Source organism: Exiguobacterium sp. TNDT2 (assembly GCF_003331145.1).
GTDB lineage: Bacteria > Bacillota > Bacilli > Exiguobacteriales > Exiguobacteriaceae > Exiguobacterium.
The window spans coordinates 1-22,886 of record NZ_QLVE01000019.1; the positions used below are offsets into that span (position 1 = coordinate 1).

Genomic DNA, 22,886 nt, shown 5'->3' on the forward strand with positions numbered 1-22,886 from the left:
GGTGATATATAATTCATCATTTAATTAAAATTATACATTATATCCCATCATTTTCGGTCAACTTCAAACTGATTTTAAAGTCGCCAATTAGAATTTATTTTAAGAGAGGGGAGTTTGCCCTTCCAAGCCAAGTTGGTCAAGACCAGGCTGTTATCCACCCTCGTGTGTTTAAATTTCGGATAATTAATTATAAATTATATAAAGTGAATCATAAATTTTCTTAATACTCGTTGAGAAGTACCCATTGACGAGCTCTCTTATAATCCATGCCGGACTCTTTCGCTTATTATTTAAATCTACTTTGGCCTGTCAAGCATCATTCGTACACCTACAGACCATTAAACCCCGTAAAATATTAAACCGCGTCAAATTTATTACATACCTCATTTTCATTCTTTTTCTACAATCAACTTAATGATGTGATTGAATTTTTTCGGAGAAGGGATGAGATGTTATGAATACCAATCAGGAGATTACAGAGTGGTCGTATTGGAAAGCTGTTGTGCGTTATGGACATGTAGGGAAAGGAAAAGAAATTAGTGTAGCAAGATACTTAGTGATGCCTGGCAATTCGACTACGGTCGGCGTGATGGCAGTCGTCGCTGAAATGCCAGGGACGAAAAAACGTTCTGTCGGTTCAATTCGAAAAATTGACCGCTTGGAGTATCTTGAAGGTCTTCGCGCAGAGAAGGAGAACTTTTTCCTGCAACAACTTTTCGATGGAAGACAAGCTCATTAATGTTACAAACGATAAGCCACCTATCCATTTCAACTATGAGATGTAGAGGTGGCTTGAGATTTTATTTGATTTATAAAAACGAATAGCATCTTTTATCAAACGTCTGTCATTCGGAATTCAGTCACACAAATCTGTCCCTTTTATTTTTAATTGACCCACCATTTTCTCTATCAACGCTTCCTGATACCCCGCTCTCCCTCGCCGCTTCATCTCTTCCACCACGTCTTGCAACTCCACGTCCGTCACCCGTTCTAGCTTCACCAATCGCTCCCCAGTCAACTCAACACTCGGATCAGACGTCACATAACTCTCCAAATCCATGCACCAATAGTCGAGCTTGTCGCCGTAACGTTCTTTCAACCGTGCCGCCATCTGCAGTCCTTCCGGATCAAAATCACCGGCGTACTTCAATTGACAACCTGATGCGACGAGCATATCAAGTAACCGATAGGCCGCAAGTTTGAACTGACCGTGTGTACAGACGAGCGGTGCATCTGGCACGTCATCGAGTAAGCTTGAGAACACACCGGAGTTCTCGACGATCCATACGGTATGTCCTCGGCTTGGTCTCACCCGGTCTACGTTCAACAGCTCACGCATCGGCACGTTCAAGACGCTATGCATTGCTGCCGCTCCATGCCACATTGCATGCTCCGTCCCCTCACGCTCCGCCGTCACATTCGCACATGTCACAAAATTAGTAATGTCGTCCCGTAACAACTTAAATTCTAACAACAAGTCGTTTACCCGTTCCGTATCGCTCGGTGGTGCTCCAATCTGTCCCCGTTTAATATGCAACGCATGGATGAGGAGCTTCCCGAGATCTGTTGTACGGTCGAACGCATGTGGATTGCCGAGGATACGTTGCCCGAACACTGGCAGCCGCTCATAATCAAGTGGCAACCGTTCCATCGCTTGCGACAGTTGCTCGCAAGACACGTCAAATTTATCCGTCTCAACCATCCGATTGATCCAGTGCGTGTCTGCCGTACGCCCCTCTAAATAAGTGAACCAAAACGTGAGGGTCGGATACGTCAGCTTGAGCTCACGAAAACGCTCCGCTCGCTGTCCTTCCATTTGGGCAAGCGCTTCTTGTTTCGTCACAAGCGCTTCTCCGAAATACGCCTCGAGCAACTCGAGCAACGTCACGCCTTCAAACTTGGTCGTCTGAAGTTTCTTCTCGAACGCTCGAAGTGTCACCGTCTTCTTCAACCGGATCGTTGCGACGTCTTCTCCGAAGAAGCGGGCAATCGCTTCAAGTTCATCATGTTTAAATGATTGAATCGAAACCGATCCACCAACTTTTCCGAGCGAGGCATACTTCTTCCGGAACTGTTCAAACAGACGCGAGAAGCCTGTCGATGCTTTGAAGTAGTGTACGGCTTCGTCGACTAACGGCTTCATAACAACGTCTCTTCTTTCGCATGCCGTTTCTCGCCGTCCCACACGTAATGGAGGACGGTGACGTAGTCGGCGTTTTTCGGACGCAACAGCTCACAGATCGACAGCGACGAAATCGTGTCGTAATCGCCCCACAGGATTTGCGAATTCATAATGTAGTCGAAGCCGAGTTGCTCCACAATCTCGAACATCTCACGGATATTGTTCTCGTCGACTCCTGCGAACGCCTCGTCGAGCGAGATGATATACGGCGCCGTATCGGCCGCTTCTTTATATCGGGAATAACACGCTGTGAAGAGAGGGATGTACATTGCCATCGCTTTCTCCCCACCGCTGAACTTATCGAATTTATTGTTCGTCAGCTCGCGCTTCGGTTCATTCGTTCGATCGAAGTACAAGACGAATGAGAACCACTTCCGGTAATCGAGCACTTCACGGAGCACTTGCAGGAGCGTCTGTCCTTTGCCGTCTTCTTTAATCATCCGCTTCGCCTTACTCAGTTTCGACCGGAAGTGGGCCGTAATCCGTTCGAAATCCTCGTCCTTCAACAGCTTCGCATCTTGTTTCAAGATGTGGACCAAGTCTTTCGTGTCGAGCTCTTCCTCGCTCTCCGCCGTACGCGGCCGCCATTTGATTGAGAACGTAAGTCCCGATGACGTATTCCGGCTCTCCATCAACTCATTCATTTTCCCGGTCCATTCTTCGGCCCGGCGGATTCGAGAGCGAAGTTTCGTCCCGACCGATTTGAAGAGGATCTCTTCATATAGTTCCTTGTCACTCTCGTTCAAGATGCTCTCTTGGCGTGCGAACTCTTCCTCGACCGTTCGCTTGACCGCTTGCGGGCTCGCCTGTTGGCCCCGCAAGTCGAGCGAGATGATGCGACGCGTCGTCTTCTGTTGCCACATCTCGACTTCTCGTCTGAACTGGTCATCGACGCCCTGCATCCACGCTTCAAGCGGCAGTTCTTCGGTGAAGTTACGCATCCGGTATTCCATCAAATTATTTTGCTGGTCGATGAACGCTTTCGATAGATGTTCGTCGGCTTTTGAGGCGCTGTTCGTGAGTCGTTTCCCGTACACCGCTTCAACCGTTCGGGACAACGTTTCGGGATCACTCCCGTCCACGTCGAGTGAGACGATTCCTCGTTTCCACTCCGCTTTCAAGGCCGTCTCCCATGCCACTCGCATCTGTTTTGACAACGTGTGGCTATGTTGCTTCTCGTGCAACTTGTTCGCGTCCGCATCAAGTTGCGCTTGGCGCGTCGCGACGAGCTGTAACGATTGGCTCCGTTTATGTTCAATTCTTGCCAATTCAGCTTGGACGTTTTGGATTTGTTGACGGATGTCGTCAGCGCCCTCTCTCGCCAGTTGGTCCTCGATTTGTGCAATATTTTTTTGAACCCGGACCATTTTGTCCTCGAGTTCATTCAATTCACCCATGAGTTCGAGAATGTCTTCTTCCGCTTCCGCCAGGGCCGCCTCCATCGTGTCGAGCCGTTTGTTCGAGGCGACCGCGTTGTCGTGCTCCCGATGTGTGTCGAGTAGTAAATCTTTATAGCTCCCCATCGCCCGCTTCGCTTGTTCAAACGCGGCTTGCGTCTTTTCTAGTTTGAACGGCTCAGCCAGTGTATATACCTCACGCTTCAACACGTTGAACCGCTCACTCGTCTGTTTCAACATGTCTTCGATTTGACGGCAACGTCGCTCCAAACTCTCGACCTCAAATCTGATCTTTTGGATTTCTTGATGACTCATCCGCAAATCCCGGTCGGACGGGAATGCCTCCCACGCCGCGTCAGCCGATTGGATGTGTTGACCCAACTCCGCCTGCTCACCACGTAGCGTCACGCGCTCGAGTTGAAGTTGTTCGATTTCGTGCTGTAACTGTTCAATCTTCGCTTCCCGATATCGTTGACGGGCAGTTCGCCCAAGGAAACGGACGTGTTCGACCGGTACCGCATGTCCGCTCAATTGACCGAGCCGATACGTCCCGTCTTCTCCGATGGACGTCTCGCCATCACCGATGAGGATACTGCGGAGCACGTCGTCGATTCGGTCCGAAGCAATCCCCGTATCCCCTGGGCTCGGTTTCAAATAATCGGCCAACGTATGCGCCATCATCTGTGGCGCCGGCAACAAGACCCGGTCGTATGTGACGTCCGCCTCGGTGACGAGAGCGTCTAACATCCCGCTGTCCATGAGCGCGGCTTCAATCCGTTTTTGAACGTCTTCCTCCACCCCGTCCACGAACTCGACGAGTGCATATAACGGAGCGAACACGACGCCGTCGGCCCGCATCTGTTCCCGGGACGCTCTCGTCATCGGGTCGATGTCCGGTTCGGGATCGGTCTTCTTTCTCCACTCGGCAAGTGAGGTCTCCATGTTTTGAATGTTCGTCTTGATCACACGTTCGGCCGCTTTCTTCGAGGCGGCTTTTTCACGTAGCCGATTCTGGTAACCGACCACGTTCGGTCGAACGAGACGCAACACATCCTCATACGTCGACGGGTCATAGTCGTTTCGAAGCGTGCGCTCGATGTGACCCATCGTCTCCCCTTCGACACCAAACTGAGGATGCTCCTCGGTCCACCGATATACGTCTGCGAGATGACGCTCCAAGTCTTGGTCGAACGTTTTTTGCCAATCGTTTTGCTCGTGCTTTTTCTGATCACGCGCTTGTTGCTCGTCGGCGAGTTGCTTGTTTTCCGTTTGAAGTTTCCGTTTCGTCTCTTCGAGCGCGCGCATCCCTTCCGCCACTTTGTCGAGCCGTTCCGCGTGCTCCCCTACTTCGTGTTTCCACGTCAGGAAATCGAAGTCAAGGTTTAAGCGACGATAATCGGCGACATTCAACTCATGACGGTCGAACGCCGCCTGTTCTGCGTCGTACGCCATATCATCAATCAAGTCATCGATTGTTTGGAGTGTCGTGCGATGGACTATCTGTTCTTCGTCTTGCCGCTGTTTCGCGTCATAGATTTTTTGAGCGGTCTTCGCGCGTCGCTCGTCCTGCCGTCGATAATCAGCCGTGATGTGCTGTAACGCATCTACTTCTTTCTTCAACTCGTCTTCTAAGTTCCAAACTTTATGGGACGCCAAGCGTTGACGCTGACGTTCGGCCGTCGCTTTGTCTTGGTCGAGCTGTTGAATCAATTGTTTCAGCTTCTCGACCTCACGTGCCCTTGACGTCTGGAGTTCACGTAAATCCTCAAGCTCTTGCGCTTCCGTCGTCTCTCGTTCGGTCGCCATCCGGTACTCGACGGCGAGGTCGGCCACATGCCGCTCATTGTACGCATCGTACGTGCGGCTCAACTTCTGAAGCGCGATGAGTTCACGCTCGAGCTGCTCAAGTTGTTGCTTCGTTTGATCCATCTGTTCGATCGTGTCGGACAAGTGGCGTAAGTCGTCATCTGACAATGGCGGAAGCGCCGCCTCGAGAATCTCGTAGATGACGGTCGGTCGGAAGTCTTTTGACAGTTTCGGGCTCCGCAACTGGATGAGCAACTTGATCAACTCTTCATAAGCGTCGATCGACTCGAAGCCGAAGACGTGTTTGTTGACGAGCTGCATATACTCGCCTTGCGTCGTCACGACTTTTCCCCCATCCCCGATAATTCGTTCGAGCTCGACCCGTGAGTACGGGATTTTACTCGTCTGTGTCCCTTGGCGGTCGAGTTTATACAACTCGATGTCGATGTTAATGCGACGGTTGTCCGTGATGACGAATCCCCAGAATTTGAGGGGCTTCCCACGCTTCGCTTGAAGCCCGATCCCGGTCGTCACGTATTGATTCGTCTCGGCCTTCTTGTATTCGATGAACAAGTAGCCCGTCCGCTCTTCCCGGTCGACGACTTCTTTCTCGCCGAGTAAATAGTCTTCCATCTTACGGGCTCTCGAACCGAACGGGTCGAGCCGGTCCGGTGACTTCTTCCCGTCAAGTAACACGGGCAGGAAGCTCTGCATCGTCACGGATTTCCCTGATCCGTTACTCCCTCGAAGCAACAGCTTCCCCTCTGAGAAATCGAACGTCTCTTCTGTGTAATACCAAAAATTAAGCAAGCCTGCCCGGTTCATTTGCCAGCGATTCTGCGCCCTCATTTCGCCAACTCCTCTTCAAATTTTTCTGGATAAACCCCAATGGTGCGACCGAACCCCGACTGGATGACAAGGATCCCTGAATCAGTCTCCACGTATCCGAACTCCCATTCCCGCAGGAGCGAGACGAGTTCTAGCGCCACTTTTTTCGGGGTGTCTTCTCGATATTGTTTTGGCCAGCCCGGTCCCCATTTAAGCTGGACTGCCTCAACGATTCGCTCGAATTCAGGCAACGTGACCCGAATCTCACCCATCTCGTTGACCGGCAGTTCAAGTTTCCGAAGATGACTTGCCACATGCAAGGCGACGCCCGTGATTCCTTTTTGATTCGGGAACAACGTGTAACGCTGTTTTTGGTCGGGTAAGACGAGCATGGCCGCATTTTTGAACACTTCTAACCGGAACGGCGTGAACTTCTCGAACTCATCTCCGAGTCGGTTCCTGAAGTTACGGATATAGGCGAAGTCCAGGTCGTCTTTGGACTCCCGGTACACGATTGGCGAGAACATGAGCTTGCGATACACACGTTTCCGGCGCTCATCTTCTTTTTGACGGCTCCACTCGCTCGTCAAGATGTCTTGAATCGTCTCGTAATTGAATAAGTCTTCTGGGTAAGACCGCATGAAATAGCGGGCATGGACGCTCACTTCGTACAACACTTCTTCCGTCTCGCTCATCGCAAACGAGTCGACGTCCCCGTCGACCGCACGAATCAACTTCAGTTCATCGAGTTGTTTGAGCGCGCGGACGAGCGATTTACGGTGCCGGTAGTTCGTCCAATCGAGCGGCAAGTCGCCAGGGTACATCTCTTGGATGTCTTCTGTGATATGAGACAGCAAGAACTGCTCATCGACCGACTTGCTCTCTGTAAATGCGAGCGCGCAACAAAAAATCGCGTAGTCCATTGGCTCGGTGAACGCTTGGATGCCCATCCATGGCTTCGGGTCGACCGGGAGCTTCTCAAGTTTGATGAAATGTTGATGGACGATCAAATCAAAGCCGAATTTCTCGGTCACGTAACGTTTCAGTTGATGTTCACGTTCTCGGATTTTTTGGTAGACGGGCGGTTGCTCCGCTCGCAATACCCAAAACTGTTCAAAGAGGATTCCAAGCGCCTCTTGCATCCGTTCATCTACTTTTGTTTCTGTACTCATGAACTCACCTCCTCGTCGATAAAGTGATACTCCACGTTCGGCATCTCGAGTGAGCCATCGGTCGCCCGTAAGATGACACGTTCTTCCTCGAGCGTCACCCGTACGCGGCGGCCGTACTCCGTTTTGATGACCCGGTCCTCCCGTACCATCGCTTTACCGAGCCACGACAGTAACAGCTTTCGCACGTGCGGCTCGATGACCGGGAGCGCTTTGATCGAGATGACGCCTGCTTCGATGTATCGTTCGATGGCTTCTTTCTCTTCTTCGAGTTGCTTCAAATGAAGTCGGCGCATCTCCGCAATCTTGTCAGATCGGTCGATGATGGCCCCGGCTTTCGTCGATTCTTTAAATTTCGTCGTTCGTGGTTTCGTCTCGTGCTCGATCGGTGCCTCGTCCCACACGTCGACGTACATGTCGTCGGTCGGAACGTGGTCCCCGTAAAGGTGACGCGTATGGAACACGCCGAACACGACCGATGACAGCTCATGGGCCGTTTCAATCGTCTCGATCCCATCGAACCACTTTGCCAAATGTTCGTAATCACGGCGCCGGCTCCGAAACTGTTGATGCCGTTCGCTCATTCGTTGAACGATGCGGGTGATGCGGCGGATGGCCTCGTTCGTCCGTTCTTGCAGACGTTCAAACTCGCTCTCGCCGTGCGTCGTCCCGAGAAACCATGCTCTCAAGTTACGCCACTTTTCGACTAAGTCGATCATCGGGTCCATGTCGTCTTCTTCGAACCGGAACGCCTGATGCTGATGCCGGACGACTTGTTGGAAGAACGACTCGAGCCGATTCGTCGTGAGCGACGTCAACAAGTCCTGAATCTGCATGGCCGTCCGCTGCAGCGCGATGATGAAGTCGCGCAAATACGTCGTGAAGCGATCTTTATAGACGAGGAACGCTTCCGTCTTCATCTTATCGACGACTTTCTCACTATGAATATAGGCGATATAGTCCGACGTGTTCTGCGTGATTTGACGGAAATAGAGCATGGCATCTTCCCAAAGCTGGGCACATTCGGCATCGGGCTTTCCGTTTGCCTGAGCGATCGCGTCAAGGACGTGATAGAGCCGCTCGAACTGTGTCTTCTCGAGTGAGCCGCCGAAACTGTCGCCGAGTTGCTCGAGTTGAATCATCATCCGCTCAAACTCGACCGTGTACGGCGTACATTGGTAGCGGAAACTTTTCTTTTTGTATTCTTCAATCGTCTTCGCCTTCCGGTGCTCTTGACTGGCAATCAAGTTGCCCCATTTGACGAGCGACTCTAAATCCTGATGCAACCCGTCCATCGTGTATTCTTGAAATTCTGTATATTGCTTCAAGTACGCATAAATCTCTTCCGGATATAAAAATTCACACATCCGTTCATGCTGGATGTAGAAGTAACGTAAAATCGGACGATAGCTCCACGCCTTCTCCGCCGTCAAATACGTCGCTTCTTTGATTTTCTTTTGCAGCCCTGGTTGCATACGGTTGCCCCTCTCTGTGTTCTCCATGATTAAGCATAATACAGATCAGAGAAAGCGGAAATAGAGCATTCCTGTTTTTGGAAAGGGATGAGCAATTTTATAGCAGGTGACTTATTAATCATTTAATTAAACGATTAATAATACGATTTTAATGGTATAGTATAAGTAATACAAGATTTTGTGAAAGAGGATGATGCGGATGGGAACACTAAAAGAAAAATCAGCTGTCTCATTGACAGCTGATCAAATCATTCCAACGACAACCGTGGCCCGGTCTTTTAAAAAAGTTCGTGAAAAAGCACAAGCTGTCCCTCTGTTCGTGACAAACGCACAAGGAGAAATTGATACTGTGCTCGTTGGATTTAATCAATTTGAAGAAATGACTGAATTGATTCAGCGGCAAGCTGCTCTTCTTGAAGAACTAGAACTACTCTCTCGTTTGAACGACGCCACTCAACATCCAGATGAGTTTGTGGATGCAGACGACGTATTCAAGGAATTAGGCATCGAATAATATGTTCAAAGTCGAATTTCACAAAAAAGCCGTCAAAGAACTCAAAAAACTAGATGCGCAGATTATCCGGATCATTAAACAGGACATTGATCAAAAATTGAAAATCGACCCCATTGGTTATGGGGAACCGCTCCGTGGTAAATTAACGGGATGCTACAAATTAAAGTACAAATCGATGAACCTTCGTCTCGTTTACACCGTTAAACAAGACCAGTTGACGATTTTGCAAATTTCAGAAGAGGATAAACTTGAAGGTGTTGTACGTATCTTGTCCATCGGAGAACGCACACGAGAAAAAGTATATAAACAAGCAGAACTAAGAAAAGCCCAAGAAGAATCCGACATGTGATTCTTCTTGGGCTTTTTATAAGATGCCCGAGAAAATAACATCACAGGCAGCACCACCAATTAGAACGTAGTGGTCTTCATACTCCTGGAAATATTGTTTGAACGTTTCTAACCCTTCCATCCTTGAAACACCTTTTCCATTAATCGCTCGATTTCAATTCCAATCCGAGGATCTTCTTTCTCATAATCAGACAACGATAAAATGATAGATAAAGGATCCATGTGTCGCCCTTCATTTACCTCTAAGCGATATTTCACAACTTGCACTATACACGCAGGATCTTCATCGGACCGGACCGTCTTCATTTCCTTCACTCGAAGTGCTTTTTCTTCTTCACGTGTGATCGCATAAATCGGATAGTCCGGTCCGTTTAACATCGTATACTCACTGAATGCGGATAGACCACCTGTCATGAGTCTATTGGGTTGAATCTTTTTCTCTAATCGATAGTCACGGATCACCGGGTTAAATAAATACGGATAAAAGGTGTCCCAGAACGTGTGTGTGTCTTCTTTTTTTAAAAAAACGCGTTCTTTACCATCTCGATCTACAAGTGATGAATCAATTCCCTCTAACTCATCAAATATACGTGAAACCGTCATCTTAGAGACACTTAACTGAATTGCCACTTCAGCTAGAGTCAGTCTTGTCCAATTCTTATAAATACTGAGCAAGATAAAACGTTGAGTTTGAAGTGAAACCTTCGTCACTTCCGGTAATTCACGGAGCTGAGACTTGTGAAGTAGGATGCCCATAAACGGCATATAAATCTGTTCCTCATTCAGAATAAAAGGAATCCCTTTCGCTGTCATCTTGTTCATTTTATACGTAGACAACGTGTTAAAACCAAAAACAACTGGTGTATTCGTCATTTTGCTCAATTTTTTAAAATGTTTTTCAAGTGTTATGACACTCACATTTGTTTGAGGAAGTGCAAACAGAATAGATTGACCCTGAATGATCCATTGACGAAACTTATACGCATTGTTTATTGAAAGAGGTAATTGCAACTGCTTCTCTGTTTCTTTTACGTCGACATGCATCGTTTCTTCGACATAAGATTTCATCGATAAATCCTCCTTAACATACTTTTTTTAACCATAACATAATTTATGTTAAGGTTTAAAAATTCATGTTAAAGAAAAAACCATCCACCAGCTTTCGCTGATGAATGGTTTCTAATTGAGCGTATGACTTACATCATTCCGCCCATTCCACCCATACCGCCCATGTCAGGCATGCCGCCGCCAGCGCCTGCTGGTTCTGGCTTGTCTGCGATGACCGCTTCCGTTGTGAGGAACATGGCTGATACTGATGCTGCGTTTTGGAGCGCTGAGCGCGTCACTTTCGCCGGGTCGACGATACCGTGTGCGATCATGTCGACGTACTCGCCAGTCGCGGCGTTATAGCCGATGCCGACCGATTCGTTCTTGAGCTTCTCGACGATGACCGAACCTTCTTCACCCGCATTTTCCGCGATTTGACGGACCGGTGCTTCGAGAGCACGGAGGACGAGTTTCACACCTGTCGCTTCATCCGCTGTCACTTCAGAAAGAAGTGCACGAACGGCTGGGATGACGTTGATGAAGGCTGTACCCCCACCTGCGACGATGCCTTCTTCAACGGCTGCGCGTGTCGCGTTGAGCGCGTCTTCGATGCGGAGCTTACGTTCTTTCAGCTCTGTCTCTGTCGCTGCGCCAACTTTAACGACGGCTACGCCGCCTGCGAGTTTCGCGAGACGCTCTTGGAGTTTCTCACGGTCGAAGTCAGATGATGTCTCTTCGATTTGGTTGCGAATCGTTTGAACACGTGCCTTGATAGCCGCTTCGTCTCCAGCACCTTCGACGATCGTTGTCGTGTCTTTCGTGACGACGACTTTCGATGCGCGTCCGAGCTGTTGAAGTGATGCCGACTTGAGCTCGAGGCCGAGGTCTTCTGTGATGACTTGGCCGCCTGTGAGCGTCGCGAGGTCTTCGAGCATCGCTTTACGACGATCGCCGAATCCTGGTGCCTTGACCGCGACCGCGTTGAACGTACCACGGAGCTTGTTCAAGACGAGTGTCGCGAGCGCATCGCCTTCGATGTCTTCTGCGACGATCAAGATCGGTTTCCCTTGTTGCACGACTTGCTCGAGCACTGGGATGATCTCTTGGATATTCGAGATCTTCTTATCCGTGATCAAGATGAACGGGTTGTCGAGCACCGCTTCCATCTTGTCTGAATCTGAGATCATGTATGGTGACAAGTAACCACGGTCGAACTGCATCCCTTCGACGACGTCGAGTTCTGTCGTGAAACCGCGTGACTCTTCAATCGTGATGACGCCGTCGTTACCGACGCGCTCCATCGCTTCCGCGATCAACTCGCCGACTTCTTCGTCTGCAGCTGAAATCGCCGCGACTTGCGCGATCGCTTCTTTCGACTCGATTGGCTTCGAGATTTCTTTCAACTCTTCGAGCGCACGGCGGACCGCTTTGTCAATCCCTTTACGAAGGATCATCGGGTTCGCGCCCGCTGTTACGTTTTTGAGACCTTCACGGATCATCGCTTGAGCGAGGACTGTCGCTGTCGTCGTACCGTCCCCTGCGACTTCGTTCGTCTTCGACGCGACTTCGGCAACGAGCTTCGCGCCCATGTTTTCGAAGTGGTCTTCGAGTTCGATTTCTTTTGCGATGGTCACGCCATCATTCGTGATGAGCGGTGAGCCGAACTTCTTCTCGAGGACGACGTTGCGTCCTTTTGGTCCGATTGTGACTTTTACTGCGTCAGCGAGTGCGTCGACACCGCGAAGCATCGCGTGACGTGCGTCTTCTGAGAATTTGATTTCTTTTGCCATTGTTCATTTCCCCCTAGAAAAGTTTTTGAAAAATGGTGAGTCTTAGCCTACGATTGCGAGAATGTCGCTCTCTCGAACGATTAAGTATTCTTTGCCTTCATGCTTCACTTCGGTACCCGCGTACTTCGAGTAGATGACCAAATCATTTTCTTTGACGTCGAGCGCGATCCGCTCACCTTGGTCCGTGACGCGGCCTGTACCGACAGCGAGGACGCGTCCTTGTTGCGGTTTTTCTTTCGCCGTGTCAGGAAGCACGATGCCTCCGATCGTCTTTTCTTCTTTCTCCACGACTTCGATGATGACGCGATCGCCTAGTGGTTTTAACATAGAAAAAACCTCCTCCGAATATGAATGATGTATCGTTGAATCGTAAGTTTTAGCACTCATCAAAAAGGAGTGCTAACACTGATTAGTGTAGTATGAGACGCCTGAAAATGCAAGCGGGAACATCGAAAAAATGCTCCCACTCGCGGTCAAGAGACCTTATTTGATACAATGGTCAAAAGGAACGTTGACTCTTAGGAATAAGGACGTGTTGAATTGGCCACACTAAACTCAAACCAATCGATAAATACCCGTTTTTCGATGGCGCCTAACATTCGGATTCGGCATATCATCCCGATTCTGCTATATGCGTTCGTTCAATTCTTTCCGGTATTGATTAGCGGTGTACGTCCCGAATGGATCACGCCGACGTCGACCGGGCTCTGGTTCGCCATCGGGTTCAGCTTGACGATCGTCATCTCGGTCTTCTTGCTCTGGCCCGACTTGAAGCTGTATAAGCAGCAAGGCATCCAGTCGAACTTGAACGACACGGTCAAATGGATCGGGCTCGGGATTCTCATGCAGTACGGGCTCGTCATCGTCGCCAACTTGATTGAGACGTGGATCTCAGGTGACGTCATGGGCTCCCAGAACACCGAGCAAATCGCGGATATCGTCCGGCTCGTCCCGGTCATGACGCTCTCGGTCGTCTTGCTTGGACCAATCATGGAAGAGATTCTCTTCCGTCACATCTTGTTCGGCAACTTGAGCGCCCGTTTCGGGTTCTGGATTGCGTTTGCGGTCAGCTCGCTCTTGTTCGCGCTCATCCACGGTGACAACAAGATTCTCGTTTACGTGGCGATGAGCTTCGCCTTCACGGTCGCTTACGCCAAGACGCGTCGCTTGATCGTACCGATCGCGATTCACGCGTTTAACAACGCGCTCGTCATGGTCGTATTATTCTTAATGTAGAAATGAGGTGGCATTGATGCCGCGACACTTAAAAGTGATGTTTTTGTTCAGTCTCTCGTTCGGGATTCTGTTCACCGTCCTCGCCTACTACTCGGTGCAAGAGTACGGCTTCAGCTTCTGGACGTACTTCATCATCGCCGTAGCCGCGTATGACTTCTTCAAGGTGTATCAGATTTTGACGCTCGCCCGAAAAGCAAAAAAAGAAAAGACCGATAAATCGGCATAAGAAAATCCCAAGCGACTCCGCTTGGGACAGAGAAGACCGGTCAGGCCTAAGTCTGACCGGTCTTTTCTATGTTCTTCTATAACACGATAAATCCGACCGTCAACAGTCCATATAGGAAACCGAGCACGATCATACTGATGGCAATCGACTTATGTTGCGGATATTTATGTAACACGACCGCTCCCGCGATGACGTGGATAAACGCGACGACAAATGTCAAAATGGCGAAGCCCATGTGTATCCTCCTACGACAATGAAATTAGTGTTCATCCCTATTATACGTGTACCTACGCAAGACGGCCACGCACTCGCTTGGCCGTCTTGATCGTCAGAAATTATTCTCTTTCAAGTAAAACGCGAAATTCCGGTGCTTCCGTTCTTTCGTCGCGTAATGAATCCATAGCCAAGCGAGCGACTCGAGCTCTCGCGCCAGTTTCAAGTGACGGAGCGTATGGGCGTCGAAACCGATTTTCGAGGCGAGGTCTTGGACGGCCCGGACCGATTCCTGCTCGTCACCGGCGATGAACATCATCGACATGTTCGGGTTCTCCAAGTTCTCGACGCCAGTCTGGTTGAACGCCTTGACGATGCGGACGTGCGGCGCGAGTTCTTGCAGATGTTCGGCCCCTGATTTCCCTTCCGGCCGCTCAATCGCGTCAAACTCTTTGGCAATCGGATTCGTCACGTCGATGACGATCTTGTCGTCCAAGTCCCGGAGCGATTGAATCAAATCGACCGCTGCCGCGAACGGCGTCGTCATTAACAAGATTTGCGCGTTCGACGCCACTTCCTGGAGCGACATCGTCCCTTCGCGCTCCGAGCGCGTCCCGTACAACACTTCATAGCCGACATCTTCGAACTTGCGCCCGAGCGTCCGTCCGACTTTCCCTGCTCCTAAAATGCCAATCTTCATGTAGTTCGACTCCCCTTCACAGTTCTTCGTCCGTCCGTGTCACCGTGCCGCCAAGTTCAGCCGCGAGTCCATCGAGCACCGAGTGATCGAACTCTTCCCCGATCGCCATCACCCCGGTCTGTCCGGGCTCGATATTCCCGACCGTCCGTTTGAACGTCTCTTGAATGCTCTGGACGTGTTTCAAACCTTTCGTTCCTCCGATGAGTCCTTCCGTGAGCGTACCGAACAGAATCCCGACGGCCATACCGATGAGCGCGCCTTTGGTCGACTTGTTCGTCGGTGTCAGTTGAACGGCATCCTCGAACGAGAAGGCACCGTTGTCTTCACGCTTGATGATGACGAGTTGTTCGAACCCGACGAGTCCTTCGGCGTGATACTTTTTCAACTTGCTGAACGCTTGATACGAGATGGGCTCCTCTGGAAACGTGAACGTGACGATATGGTACGGTTATTTTTCCTTCTTAGCCATATGGGCTCCTCCTTTGACAGGACCAGGTGACACATTTGCTTTCTCTTACCACTTCCCCGGCTTCAGACGAAAAAAAACCTACGAAACCTATACATTTCCAGTAAGTCTGTATGGTAAAATTTTCATATCACATGTGAGATAGGAGTCCTGCTTATGCAACGTCCGCTTCGCAAATCCGCCACGAACCGCTCACTCTTGGGTGTCTGTGGCGGCATCGCTGAATACTTCGACTTGTCCCCGCTCGGTGTTCGTCTGCTCTTTTTAATCGTACCGGGGAACGTCCTCATCTATATGATTCTCGCCAACTCGATGAAGAACGCCCCACGCTATCTATAAAATAACTCGGAAGCCGCGGCTCCCGAGTTATTTTTATGCGTTGACTTTGTCTTTCATCGCCGCGAGCGCCCCACTGTTGATGAAGTGCCATGGCTTGTTGTAGTGCGGTTGGAAGAAGAAGTCGACATAGGCGAGCTCTTCGACCGTCATCTCGTTTTGGATCGCGAGTGACAACGTGTTGACCGCTTGCGTCATGTCCGCTTTCGAGAGGACTTGTCCACCGACGACACGATGCGTGCCGACTTCATAGACGAGTTTGAACTCGACTTTTTCTGCCGTCGGCATGAACTCCGGACGGTACGCATCTTCAATCACGACGCTCTCGACGTCAAGGCCGAACAGACCGGCCGCTTCTTCCGTGAGACCTGATGAAGCGATGTTCCAATCGTAGAGACGGAGACCTGACGTCCCTTGCGTCCCTTGATAACGGACCCGCGGTGCAATCAAGTTCTCAGCGACGAGCGTTCCCATGCGGACGGCGTTCGTCGCGAGCGGGATATAGGCATGTGTGCGCGCCGGGTTGTAATAGACGGCACAGCTGTCACCAGCCGCGAAGACGTCCGGGTTGCTCGTACGCATATACTCGTCGACGATGATGGCGCCATTGCCGAGCATGTCGACTTGGCCTTCAAGGAGTCCCGTGTTCGGGCGGAAGCCGACACAGAGGATGACGAGGTCGGCCTCGAACTCGCCTTTATCGGTCACGACGTGCGTGACGTTTCCGTCTGTCCCACGGAACGCTTCGACCGTCTGGCCGAGCTCGAGGTCGATTCCTCGTGCCGTCATATCCGCTTCAAGTTGGTCGGTGAACGACTTGTCAAGATACTTGTTCAAGATGCGGTCGGCACTATCGATGAACGTGACGTGTTTGCCGTACACTTCGAACGCCTCGACGAGTTCGACACCGATATAACCGGCACCGATGACGGCGATGTTCGTCGCATCTTTCGCCCGCTCGATGATGCGTTGGGCGTGACCATAGTTTTTGCAGAGCTCAATCCCAGTCATCTCGATGCCAGGGAGCGTCGGGACGATCGGCCATGAACCAGTCGTGACGATCAAACGATCGAACGTGTCATACACTTCTTCCCCGGTGTCGAGGTTTTTCGCATGGACCGTCTTCGCTTCCGTGTCGATATTCAACACGTCGTGCTTCATGCGCATTGTCGCACCGAGTTCTTCGAGCTCGGTCGGTGACGCGTAGAAGAGCTCTTCCGCACGTTTGACGACACCGCCGACGTGGAGGGCGATCCCACATGAGAGGAAGCTGACGTTATCGTTCCGCTCATACACCGTGATGTCGAGATTGTCGTGCTTGGCGAGTAATCCTTTGACTGCTGCTGTTCCTGCGTGTGTACATCCGATGACTGCGATTTTCATATGGTTGTCTCTCCTTTGAGTGTTAGGCAAGTTAGTGTTTGTGATAAATATCACATTTACTTTCTGAAATTAGTGTACTATTTCACAAGACAGTTTGACAATACCTTTGCTCAACTTTTCACGTAATTATGTCTAAAGTTTGAACTCCTTGTGTGACAACAAAAAACCGTCCCGCAACCGGAACGGTTCATTCATGAATGGGTCTTGCGTCTTGCTTTAAACCAGCGGTAAGTGACGACGCCGATATAGATGATGAAACCGATCACGTACAAACTGAAGCCAATCAAGCTCCAGCCCATTTCGTCCCAACCGCGGACGAGGACGAGGCCGATGAGGAACACCACGTACCCCATCACGAGCAGCGTCAACGAGAAGATAAGTCTTCTCCTGAATCGTGACTTCAAAAAGTTCAGTCCAACAATCAATAGAATCGTCGTCATCACACCAACGATAATGAGCGCGTCCCCATAGTACTCCCAAGCCATCGCTTCTCCCTCTTTATCCGATATGATGCTGTATATCCTTGTCAGTTCTAGTTTAGCACGTCAGTTGTCGTAAAAATAAAAAACGCTTGCATCCTACTTCAACTGGTTGTAAGATTAGTTTAAATTTTCAGACTAATTGTATAGCATGCGCGGATAGGAAGAGATAGTGACCGAGATTGTATAGAGAGCTTCTGATGCTGGAAATGAAGCGAATCTCCCACTTGAAGATGGTCCTGGAGCAGTCGACAGAACGCGGGCAATCGCTCGTCAGTAGAATCGACCGGTATGGCGGATACCGTTAGCATTCCTTGGAGTCTTGCACTCCTTGAGGTGGTTTGATGCGAGTCAGACCATGAACGAAGGTGGTACCACGTGATCAGACATCACGTCCTGAGCAATTAGGGCGTGGTGTCTTTTTTGTGGGCGCATGTCCGGAAGGAGGAGACGAAGATGACAGAAGCATTAGTGTTGCAATCGGATTTTGGTGTGAGTGATGGGGCGGTCAGTGCGATGTACGGCGTAGCCCATAGCATTAATCCTAGCATTCGTATTTTTGATTTGACGCACGACATCCCACCGTTCCACATTTGGGAAGCCTCGTATCGGCTCGTCCAAACCGTACCCTATTGGACGGGACAGACCGTATTCGTGTCGGTCGTCGACCCTGGCGTCGGATCGAACCGAAAGAGCGTCGTCGCACGCACGCGTGCCAACCAATATGTCATCACCCCGGATAACGGGACGTTGACACACCTTTGCCAAGCCGGATTAATTGCCGAAGTGCGTCAATTGGATGATCACAAACACCGCCTGCCGCACATGGGCGAGTCGTACACGTTCCACGGCCGAGACATCTTCGCGTTTACCGGGGCGCGTCTCTCGAGCCACGCCATCACGTTTGAGGATGTCGGTCCGCTGCTTCCACTTGAGGAGATTGTTCTGCTCGACCGGACACCGGCACAACGACAAGGCGACCACACCATCGGTATCGTTGAGATTCTCGACATTCGTTTCGGAAATGTATGGACGAACATTCCCGTCTCCCTCGTCCGGGAAGCCGGCATCGACATCGGTAGCCGTGTGACTGTCACGGTCGACCATCGCGGCCGCACCATCTACGAGCAGTCTCTGCTGTTCGGCCGGTCGTTCGCCGATGTCCCAATCGGTTCGGGTGTCGTCTATATCAACTCGCTCGATCAAGTCGCCATCGCCCTCAACCAAGGCTCATTCGCGCATGCATACGAAATCGGCATCGGTAACGACTGGCGAATTTGTCTGAAAACCAAATAAGGAGGAATTTTTCATGAACACATTTACAACGAAACAAATCGTGGCGACCGGCGTCGGCGCAGCCGTCTTTATCATCTTAAGCCGATTCGCGGCCATCCCGACCGGTGTACCGAACACATCGATTGAAACGTCTTACGCTTTTCTAGCCTTTATGGCCATCTTATTCGGACCTGTCACGGCTGGCTTGATTGGATTGATCGGACATGCCTTAAAAGACGCAATTCTTTATGGCTCACCTTGGTGGAGCTGGGTCATCGTCTCCGGCTTCGTCGGATTCGGGATTGGGCTCGTGGCGCGTCGCATCAATATCGAGGCAGGCGGCCTCACGACGAAAGGCATCTTGCTCTTTAACGTGACGCAGGCCATCGTGCAAGCAATCGGTTGGATTTTGATTGCACCGGTCCTTGATATTTTGATTTATGCGGAGCCGGCGAACAAAGTATTCGTCCAAGGCGCAGTTGCGGCCACGTCGAACATTTTGACGGTCGGAGTGATTGGCACGTTGCTCCTCGTCGCTTATGCCAACACACGTAGTAAAGCAGGAAGTCTCAAACGAGAAGCATGATTAAACGAGCTGCCATGATATGAATCATGGTCAGCTCCTTTTGCTTGGAGGGCTCGACATGACCATTCAGTTCAACCGTTTTTCATTTACGTATCGCAGTCAATCCGAACCGACACTGCGCGACATCAATTTGACGATCGAAGAAGGAGAGCGCGTCTTGATCGTGGGACCATCGGGATCGGGCAAGAGTACACTCGCCCAATGCATCAACGGACTCATCCCGTTCTCCTACCCTGGGACGTGGGAAGGAGACGTTCTCATCAACGGCATCGACGCACGGACGCTCTCCCTTTTTGATCGTTCCGCTTTGATTGGAACCGTCCTGCAAGACCCAGACACCCAATTCATCGGCTTGTCTGTCGGTGAAGATATTGCGTTCGCCTTAGAAAACAAACAAGTCGCTCGTCCTAAGATGCATGACACCGTCGAACGTGTCGCCCGTCTGACCGACGTCGCCCACCTGCTCACCCATCGACTGAACGATTTATCCGGCGGGCAACGACAACGGGCCGCCTTAGGGGGTGTTCTCGTCGAAGATGCCAATATCTTGTTGTTTGATGAGCCACTTGCCAATCTCGACCCGCTCGCCGGAAGCGAGGCGATGGCACTGCTGGATCGCTTGCAACGTGAAACGAAACGGACACTTGTCGTCGTCGAACACCGAATCGAAGATGTGTTGTCCGTCCCATTCAATCGAATGATTGTCGTCGTCGACGGTGAGATTGTCGCCGATGGGCATCCCGACGACGTGTTGAGCGACGGCAGCCTCGCTCGCGCCTGTTTACGGGAACCGCTCTATTTGAGTGCGGCACGTTGGGCGGACATATCAATCCGGCCAGACGACAAACCGAGCCAACCAGAAGCCTTTCTGGACCGGTTCGAGCGGCAACCGATCGTATCAAGACTGAACACTCAGACGCTACCCGTCCCTTCTGAGGCGTCTCCTTCACTAGAACTCAATCACGTCAGCTTCCGCTATCGGACAGACGAGACCGTATTAGAAGAGGTATCGATGCGCTGTGAAATCGGTACGTTGACGACACTTGTCGGCCAAAATGGCGCCGGCAAGTCGACGCTCGCCAAAGTATTGAGCGGATATCAACGAGCCACGAACGGACAGATTTGTTTGAACGGGACAGACGTGACGAAACAGTCAATCGCCGAGCGGGCCACACGAATCGGGTTCGTCCTGCAAAATCCAAATCATATGATTTCGAAACAGACCGTACGCGAAGAAGTCCGGTACGGGATGCAGGCACTCGCGTTAGATGTGGACGAAGAAGAGCGCCGGCTCGAGGAGACTCTTCGACGTTGCGGGTTATATCCTTTTCGCAATTGGCCGATTCAAGCGCTGAGCTTCGGTCAGAAGAAGCGTGTGACCATCGCCTCGATTCTTGTCCGCCAACCTGATGTATTGATTCTCGACGAACCGACGGCGGGACAGGATTATCGGCATTACTCCGAGATGATGGACTTTTTAGAGCGCTTAAAACAGGACGGGATGACCTTGCTCATCATCACACACGATATGCATCTCGTTCTCGAGTATAGCGACCAAGTCTGCTTGCTTCAGGCCGGCCGGATTCGTTATGCGGGCGATCCGTTTGCCCTCTTCGCCCAAGAGTCGTTGTTGCGTCATGCCCATCTCAAACAAACGTCCCTCTTCACCGTGGCGCAGCATCTCGACATCGAGGTCCGGCCGTTCCTTCATTCGGTGATTCAAGCCGAACGAAAGGAGCGTGCCCAATGGGAGTAGAAATGCTTGGTTATATCGAGAGACCTTCACCCGTCCATCGTCTGACAGGGACGACCAAGTTAATCGGTTTTCTCTTATGGACGACGGCGACGATGTTCACATACGACACGCGCGTCCTGCTTCTATTAGGGCTCGCGAGCGTCGGACTGTTCCTCGTGTCTCGCATCCGGTTTCGCGAAGTCCGATTCGTTCTCGTGTTCACCGCCTTGTTCGTCCTGATTAACGCCTTTGCCGTCTATCTGTTCGAACCCGAGCAAGGTGTGGCCATATACGGGACACGTCACGTCCTGTGGGAAGGCATCGGCCGTTTCACGTTGACGGCAGAGCAACTGTTTTATTTGTTCAATCTCATTTTGAAATACAGTGTCATCGTGCCGGTCGCCGTCTTGTTTCTCGTGACGACCCATCCGACCGAGTTCGCGTCATCGTTGAATCGAATCGGTTTACCGTATAAAGTGGCGTTCGCGGTCTCGCTCGCGTTGCGGTATATTCCGGACGTCCAACAAGACTTCCGCACCATCGCGGACGCGCAAGAAGCGCGCGGCGTCACCGTCACCCACGGTCCACTTTTGAAACGAGCGAAGCATAGCTTGAATATCCTGCTCCCGCTACTGTTCACGAGTCTCGAACGGATCGAGACGGTCAGTAACGCCATGGACTTGCGTGGCTTCGGTGCCGAGCGAAAACGGACGTGGTACAATCAGCGCCCGATGACGCGTGCCGATTTCTTGGCGATCGGCCTTGTCTTGTTGCTGACGATTTTCTCGTTTAGTGTGACATTTTATGACGGCAGCCGTTTTTATAATCCGTTCTAAACAAAACAGGCACGGTCGCCCTGTATCGGGAGATCCGTGCCTTTTTGTGTATGCGAGGTCGCCCCGCTCACTTCTCATTCATTTGTTTCATCAAATCCACCTGTTCTTTCACCATCGCCTCTTTCTCACGTCGGAGCACACCCCGATACGTGATGCGGGAGATCGATAAACTGATCTCATACAAGAAGAAGAGCGGCAACGACACCATAAGGTGCGACGTCAAATCCGGCGGCGTGATGAACGCCGCGATGACGAACAAGGCGAAGTAGGCGTACTTCCGAATCGATGACAGGAAGTACGGTGTCACGACACCGATGCGCGTCAAGAACATCGTCACGACCGGTAGCTGGAATAACAGTCCGAATGGGATCGTCAGTTGCAACAAGAACGTGAAGTAGTTCGACGCCCCGATGATTTGCGTCAGACCAAGGTCTTGTCCGAGGTCCGTCGAGATATCGAGGACGAGCGGGAACAACCAATAGTAGGCAAACGCCAAACCGACGAGGAACAAGATAAAGATGATCGGAATATAAGCGAGCGTCGCTTTCCGCTCGTTCGGATGCAGACCAGGTGCGACGAACGCCCACAGTTGATACAGTAGAAACGGACCAGCCGCGACGAGACCGATGACGAGCGCCAAGTTCAAGTAAATCATGAGCGGGTCCGCGACCCCAAAGGCGTTCAGTTCAAGCCCTCGTTCGACGAGGTCCGCCTGCAGATAGGCGAGCACGTATTTGACACTCGGCAAAGCGATCAAAAAGAAGGCAAAGACGACAAATGCCGACAGCATCAGTCGTCTCCGCAGCTCTGTCAAGTGGTCGGACAGCGCCCGTTCTTGATCAGGTTGATGGCTCATCGC

At 51.0% G+C, this 22,886-nt stretch carries 23 protein-coding genes; 10 read left to right on the forward strand and 13 right to left on the reverse strand.

Annotation, left to right across the window (positions count from 1 at the left end):
• Positions 1 to 454: 454 nt before the first annotated feature.
• Positions 455 to 739: a hypothetical protein gene (locus DPV68_RS10105; protein WP_114166708.1), complete on the forward strand. Its 285-nt coding sequence runs from the start codon at positions 455 to 457 to the stop codon at positions 737 to 739.
• A gap of 117 nt (positions 740 to 856) precedes the next feature.
• Here the strand turns inward: DPV68_RS10105 and DPV68_RS10110 are convergent, their stop codons facing one another.
• The 4 genes from DPV68_RS10110 to DPV68_RS10125 are packed head-to-tail and all read right to left on the reverse strand — an operon-like array spanning position 857 to position 8,857.
• Positions 857 to 2,143, reverse strand: coding sequence for a TIGR02679 family protein (locus DPV68_RS10110; RefSeq protein ID WP_114166709.1), 1,287 nt, complete (start codon positions 2,141 to 2,143; stop codon positions 857 to 859).
• Entirely contained in the window at positions 2,140 to 6,234 is a 4,095-nt protein-coding gene (locus tag DPV68_RS10115; RefSeq protein ID WP_114166710.1) for a TIGR02680 family protein, read from the reverse strand. The genes DPV68_RS10110 and DPV68_RS10115 overlap by 4 nt, the downstream gene beginning before the upstream one ends.
• Positions 6,231 to 7,385 (reverse strand): TIGR02678 family protein, encoded by a 1,155-nt coding sequence (locus DPV68_RS10120; protein WP_114166711.1) that lies wholly within the window; start codon positions 7,383 to 7,385, stop codon positions 6,231 to 6,233. Before DPV68_RS10120 ends, DPV68_RS10115 begins: the two co-directional genes overlap by 4 nt.
• The gene (locus tag DPV68_RS10125) at positions 7,382 to 8,857 is read right to left on the reverse strand and encodes a TIGR02677 family protein (RefSeq protein ID WP_114166712.1); all 1,476 of its coding nucleotides are present in this window, start codon (positions 8,855 to 8,857) and stop codon (positions 7,382 to 7,384) included. The genes DPV68_RS10120 and DPV68_RS10125 overlap by 4 nt, the downstream gene beginning before the upstream one ends.
• 199 nt (positions 8,858 to 9,056) lie before the next feature.
• Here DPV68_RS10125 and DPV68_RS10130 point away from each other — a divergent pair, with 199 nt between their 5' ends.
• Positions 9,057 to 9,371: a hypothetical protein gene (locus DPV68_RS10130; RefSeq protein ID WP_114166713.1), complete on the forward strand. Its 315-nt coding sequence runs from the start codon at positions 9,057 to 9,059 to the stop codon at positions 9,369 to 9,371.
• 1 nt (position 9,372) lies between these two features.
• On the forward strand, positions 9,373 to 9,720 hold the full coding sequence (locus DPV68_RS10135; protein ID WP_114166714.1) for a type II toxin-antitoxin system RelE family toxin: 348 nt from the start codon (positions 9,373 to 9,375) through the stop codon (positions 9,718 to 9,720).
• 107 nt (positions 9,721 to 9,827) lie between these two features.
• On the opposite strand, the gene DPV68_RS10140 is transcribed toward DPV68_RS10135, so the two are convergent.
• The 3 genes from DPV68_RS10140 to groES form a co-directional block, all read right to left on the reverse strand.
• Positions 9,828 to 10,787: a helix-turn-helix domain-containing protein gene (locus DPV68_RS10140; RefSeq protein ID WP_114166715.1), complete on the reverse strand. Its 960-nt coding sequence runs from the start codon at positions 10,785 to 10,787 to the stop codon at positions 9,828 to 9,830.
• Between the two features lie 128 nt (positions 10,788 to 10,915).
• Positions 10,916 to 12,556 (reverse strand): chaperonin GroEL, encoded by a 1,641-nt coding sequence (gene groL / locus DPV68_RS10145; protein ID WP_114166716.1) that lies wholly within the window; start codon positions 12,554 to 12,556, stop codon positions 10,916 to 10,918.
• A gap of 42 nt (positions 12,557 to 12,598) precedes the next feature.
• On the reverse strand, positions 12,599 to 12,883 hold the full coding sequence (gene groES / locus DPV68_RS10150) for a co-chaperone GroES (protein ID WP_021065365.1): 285 nt from the start codon (positions 12,881 to 12,883) through the stop codon (positions 12,599 to 12,601).
• 258 nt (positions 12,884 to 13,141) lie between these two features.
• On the opposite strand from groES, the gene DPV68_RS10155 reads away from it, so the two are divergent.
• Entirely contained in the window at positions 13,142 to 13,792 is a 651-nt protein-coding gene (locus tag DPV68_RS10155; protein ID WP_114166733.1) for a CPBP family intramembrane glutamic endopeptidase, read from the forward strand.
• Between the two features lie 16 nt (positions 13,793 to 13,808).
• Complete coding sequence (locus DPV68_RS10160) at positions 13,809 to 14,018, forward strand: YdiK family protein (RefSeq protein ID WP_021065367.1); 210 nt, start codon at positions 13,809 to 13,811, stop codon at positions 14,016 to 14,018.
• A 76-nt stretch (positions 14,019 to 14,094) separates the two neighbouring features.
• Here DPV68_RS10160 and DPV68_RS14980 read toward each other — a convergent pair whose 3' ends face one another.
• The 3 genes from DPV68_RS14980 to DPV68_RS10170 all read right to left on the reverse strand — a co-directional run bounded on the left by DPV68_RS14980 (position 14,095) and on the right by DPV68_RS10170 (position 15,316).
• The gene (locus DPV68_RS14980; protein WP_198662291.1) at positions 14,095 to 14,253 is read right to left on the reverse strand and encodes a hypothetical protein; all 159 of its coding nucleotides are present in this window, start codon (positions 14,251 to 14,253) and stop codon (positions 14,095 to 14,097) included.
• Between the two features lie 93 nt (positions 14,254 to 14,346).
• On the reverse strand, positions 14,347 to 14,931 hold the full coding sequence (locus DPV68_RS10165) for an NADPH-dependent F420 reductase (RefSeq protein WP_114166717.1): 585 nt from the start codon (positions 14,929 to 14,931) through the stop codon (positions 14,347 to 14,349).
• Between the two features lie 16 nt (positions 14,932 to 14,947).
• Positions 14,948 to 15,316 (reverse strand): hypothetical protein, encoded by a 369-nt coding sequence (locus DPV68_RS10170; RefSeq protein WP_232819594.1) that lies wholly within the window; start codon positions 15,314 to 15,316, stop codon positions 14,948 to 14,950.
• A 237-nt stretch (positions 15,317 to 15,553) separates the two neighbouring features.
• On the opposite strand from DPV68_RS10170, the gene DPV68_RS10175 reads away from it, so the two are divergent.
• The gene (locus tag DPV68_RS10175; protein WP_114166718.1) at positions 15,554 to 15,736 is read left to right on the forward strand and encodes a PspC domain-containing protein; all 183 of its coding nucleotides are present in this window, start codon (positions 15,554 to 15,556) and stop codon (positions 15,734 to 15,736) included.
• 33 nt (positions 15,737 to 15,769) lie between these two features.
• Here DPV68_RS10175 and DPV68_RS10180 read toward each other — a convergent pair whose 3' ends face one another.
• The gene (locus tag DPV68_RS10180; protein ID WP_114166719.1) at positions 15,770 to 17,116 is read right to left on the reverse strand and encodes an FAD-dependent oxidoreductase; all 1,347 of its coding nucleotides are present in this window, start codon (positions 17,114 to 17,116) and stop codon (positions 15,770 to 15,772) included.
• Positions 17,117 to 17,307: 191 nt separating this feature from the next.
• Positions 17,308 to 17,601 carry a YesK family protein gene (locus DPV68_RS10185; protein WP_114166720.1) on the reverse strand — a complete coding sequence of 98 codons (294 nt, stop codon included), beginning with the start codon at positions 17,599 to 17,601 and terminating at the stop codon, positions 17,308 to 17,310.
• 450 nt (positions 17,602 to 18,051) lie between these two features.
• Between DPV68_RS10185 and DPV68_RS10190 the strand changes: the two genes are divergently transcribed.
• The 4 genes from DPV68_RS10190 to DPV68_RS10205 are packed head-to-tail and all read left to right on the forward strand — an operon-like array spanning position 18,052 to position 22,027.
• On the forward strand, positions 18,052 to 18,891 hold the full coding sequence (locus tag DPV68_RS10190; RefSeq protein ID WP_114166721.1) for an SAM hydrolase/SAM-dependent halogenase family protein: 840 nt from the start codon (positions 18,052 to 18,054) through the stop codon (positions 18,889 to 18,891).
• Between the two features lie 13 nt (positions 18,892 to 18,904).
• Positions 18,905 to 19,456 (forward strand): ECF-type riboflavin transporter substrate-binding protein, encoded by a 552-nt coding sequence (locus DPV68_RS10195; RefSeq protein ID WP_114166722.1) that lies wholly within the window; start codon positions 18,905 to 18,907, stop codon positions 19,454 to 19,456.
• A 58-nt stretch (positions 19,457 to 19,514) separates the two neighbouring features.
• The gene (locus DPV68_RS10200; RefSeq protein WP_232819595.1) at positions 19,515 to 21,212 is read left to right on the forward strand and encodes an ABC transporter ATP-binding protein; all 1,698 of its coding nucleotides are present in this window, start codon (positions 19,515 to 19,517) and stop codon (positions 21,210 to 21,212) included.
• Positions 21,203 to 22,027: an energy-coupling factor transporter transmembrane component T family protein gene (locus DPV68_RS10205; protein WP_114166724.1), complete on the forward strand. Its 825-nt coding sequence runs from the start codon at positions 21,203 to 21,205 to the stop codon at positions 22,025 to 22,027. Before DPV68_RS10200 ends, DPV68_RS10205 begins: the two co-directional genes overlap by 10 nt.
• Positions 22,028 to 22,094: 67 nt before the next feature.
• Here the strand turns inward: DPV68_RS10205 and tatC are convergent, their stop codons facing one another.
• On the reverse strand, positions 22,095 to 22,883 hold the full coding sequence (tatC, locus tag DPV68_RS10210) for a twin-arginine translocase subunit TatC (protein ID WP_114166725.1): 789 nt from the start codon (positions 22,881 to 22,883) through the stop codon (positions 22,095 to 22,097).
• Between the last annotated feature and the right edge of the window lie 3 nt (positions 22,884 to 22,886).

What these genes read in the sequence shown, in the direction of transcription:
- DPV68_RS10105 (WP_114166708.1), top strand. Translation starts at nt 455, where the DNA reads ATGAATACCAATCAGGAGATTACAGAGTGGTCGTATTGGAAAGCTGTT.
- DPV68_RS10110 (WP_114166709.1), bottom strand. Translation starts at nt 2,143, where the DNA reads ATGAAGCCGTTAGTCGACGAAGCCGTACACTACTTCAAAGCATCGACA.
- DPV68_RS10115 (WP_114166710.1), bottom strand. Translation starts at nt 6,234, where the DNA reads ATGAGGGCGCAGAATCGCTGGCAAATGAACCGGGCAGGCTTGCTTAAT.
- DPV68_RS10120 (WP_114166711.1), bottom strand. Translation starts at nt 7,385, where the DNA reads ATGAGTACAGAAACAAAAGTAGATGAACGGATGCAAGAGGCGCTTGGA.
- DPV68_RS10125 (WP_114166712.1), bottom strand. Translation starts at nt 8,857, where the DNA reads ATGCAACCAGGGCTGCAAAAGAAAATCAAAGAAGCGACGTATTTGACG.
- DPV68_RS10130 (WP_114166713.1), top strand. Translation starts at nt 9,057, where the DNA reads ATGGGAACACTAAAAGAAAAATCAGCTGTCTCATTGACAGCTGATCAA.
- DPV68_RS10135 (WP_114166714.1), top strand. Translation starts at nt 9,373, where the DNA reads ATGTTCAAAGTCGAATTTCACAAAAAAGCCGTCAAAGAACTCAAAAAA.
- DPV68_RS10140 (WP_114166715.1), bottom strand. Translation starts at nt 10,787, where the DNA reads ATGAAATCTTATGTCGAAGAAACGATGCATGTCGACGTAAAAGAAACA.
- groL (WP_114166716.1), bottom strand. Translation starts at nt 12,556, where the DNA reads ATGGCAAAAGAAATCAAATTCTCAGAAGACGCACGTCACGCGATGCTT.
- groES (WP_021065365.1), bottom strand. Translation starts at nt 12,883, where the DNA reads ATGTTAAAACCACTAGGCGATCGCGTCATCATCGAAGTCGTGGAGAAA.
- DPV68_RS10155 (WP_114166733.1), top strand. Translation starts at nt 13,142, where the DNA reads ATGGCGCCTAACATTCGGATTCGGCATATCATCCCGATTCTGCTATAT.
- DPV68_RS10160 (WP_021065367.1), top strand. Translation starts at nt 13,809, where the DNA reads ATGCCGCGACACTTAAAAGTGATGTTTTTGTTCAGTCTCTCGTTCGGG.
- DPV68_RS14980 (WP_198662291.1), bottom strand. Translation starts at nt 14,253, where the DNA reads ATGGGCTTCGCCATTTTGACATTTGTCGTCGCGTTTATCCACGTCATC.
- DPV68_RS10165 (WP_114166717.1), bottom strand. Translation starts at nt 14,931, where the DNA reads ATGAAGATTGGCATTTTAGGAGCAGGGAAAGTCGGACGGACGCTCGGG.
- DPV68_RS10175 (WP_114166718.1), top strand. Translation starts at nt 15,554, where the DNA reads ATGCAACGTCCGCTTCGCAAATCCGCCACGAACCGCTCACTCTTGGGT.
- DPV68_RS10180 (WP_114166719.1), bottom strand. Translation starts at nt 17,116, where the DNA reads ATGAAAATCGCAGTCATCGGATGTACACACGCAGGAACAGCAGCAGTC.
- DPV68_RS10185 (WP_114166720.1), bottom strand. Translation starts at nt 17,601, where the DNA reads ATGGCTTGGGAGTACTATGGGGACGCGCTCATTATCGTTGGTGTGATG.
- DPV68_RS10190 (WP_114166721.1), top strand. Translation starts at nt 18,052, where the DNA reads ATGACAGAAGCATTAGTGTTGCAATCGGATTTTGGTGTGAGTGATGGG.
- DPV68_RS10195 (WP_114166722.1), top strand. Translation starts at nt 18,905, where the DNA reads ATGAACACATTTACAACGAAACAAATCGTGGCGACCGGCGTCGGCGCA.
- DPV68_RS10200 (WP_232819595.1), top strand. Translation starts at nt 19,515, where the DNA reads ATGACCATTCAGTTCAACCGTTTTTCATTTACGTATCGCAGTCAATCC.
- DPV68_RS10205 (WP_114166724.1), top strand. Translation starts at nt 21,203, where the DNA reads ATGGGAGTAGAAATGCTTGGTTATATCGAGAGACCTTCACCCGTCCAT.
- tatC (WP_114166725.1), bottom strand. Translation starts at nt 22,883, where the DNA reads ATGAGCCATCAACCTGATCAAGAACGGGCGCTGTCCGACCACTTGACA.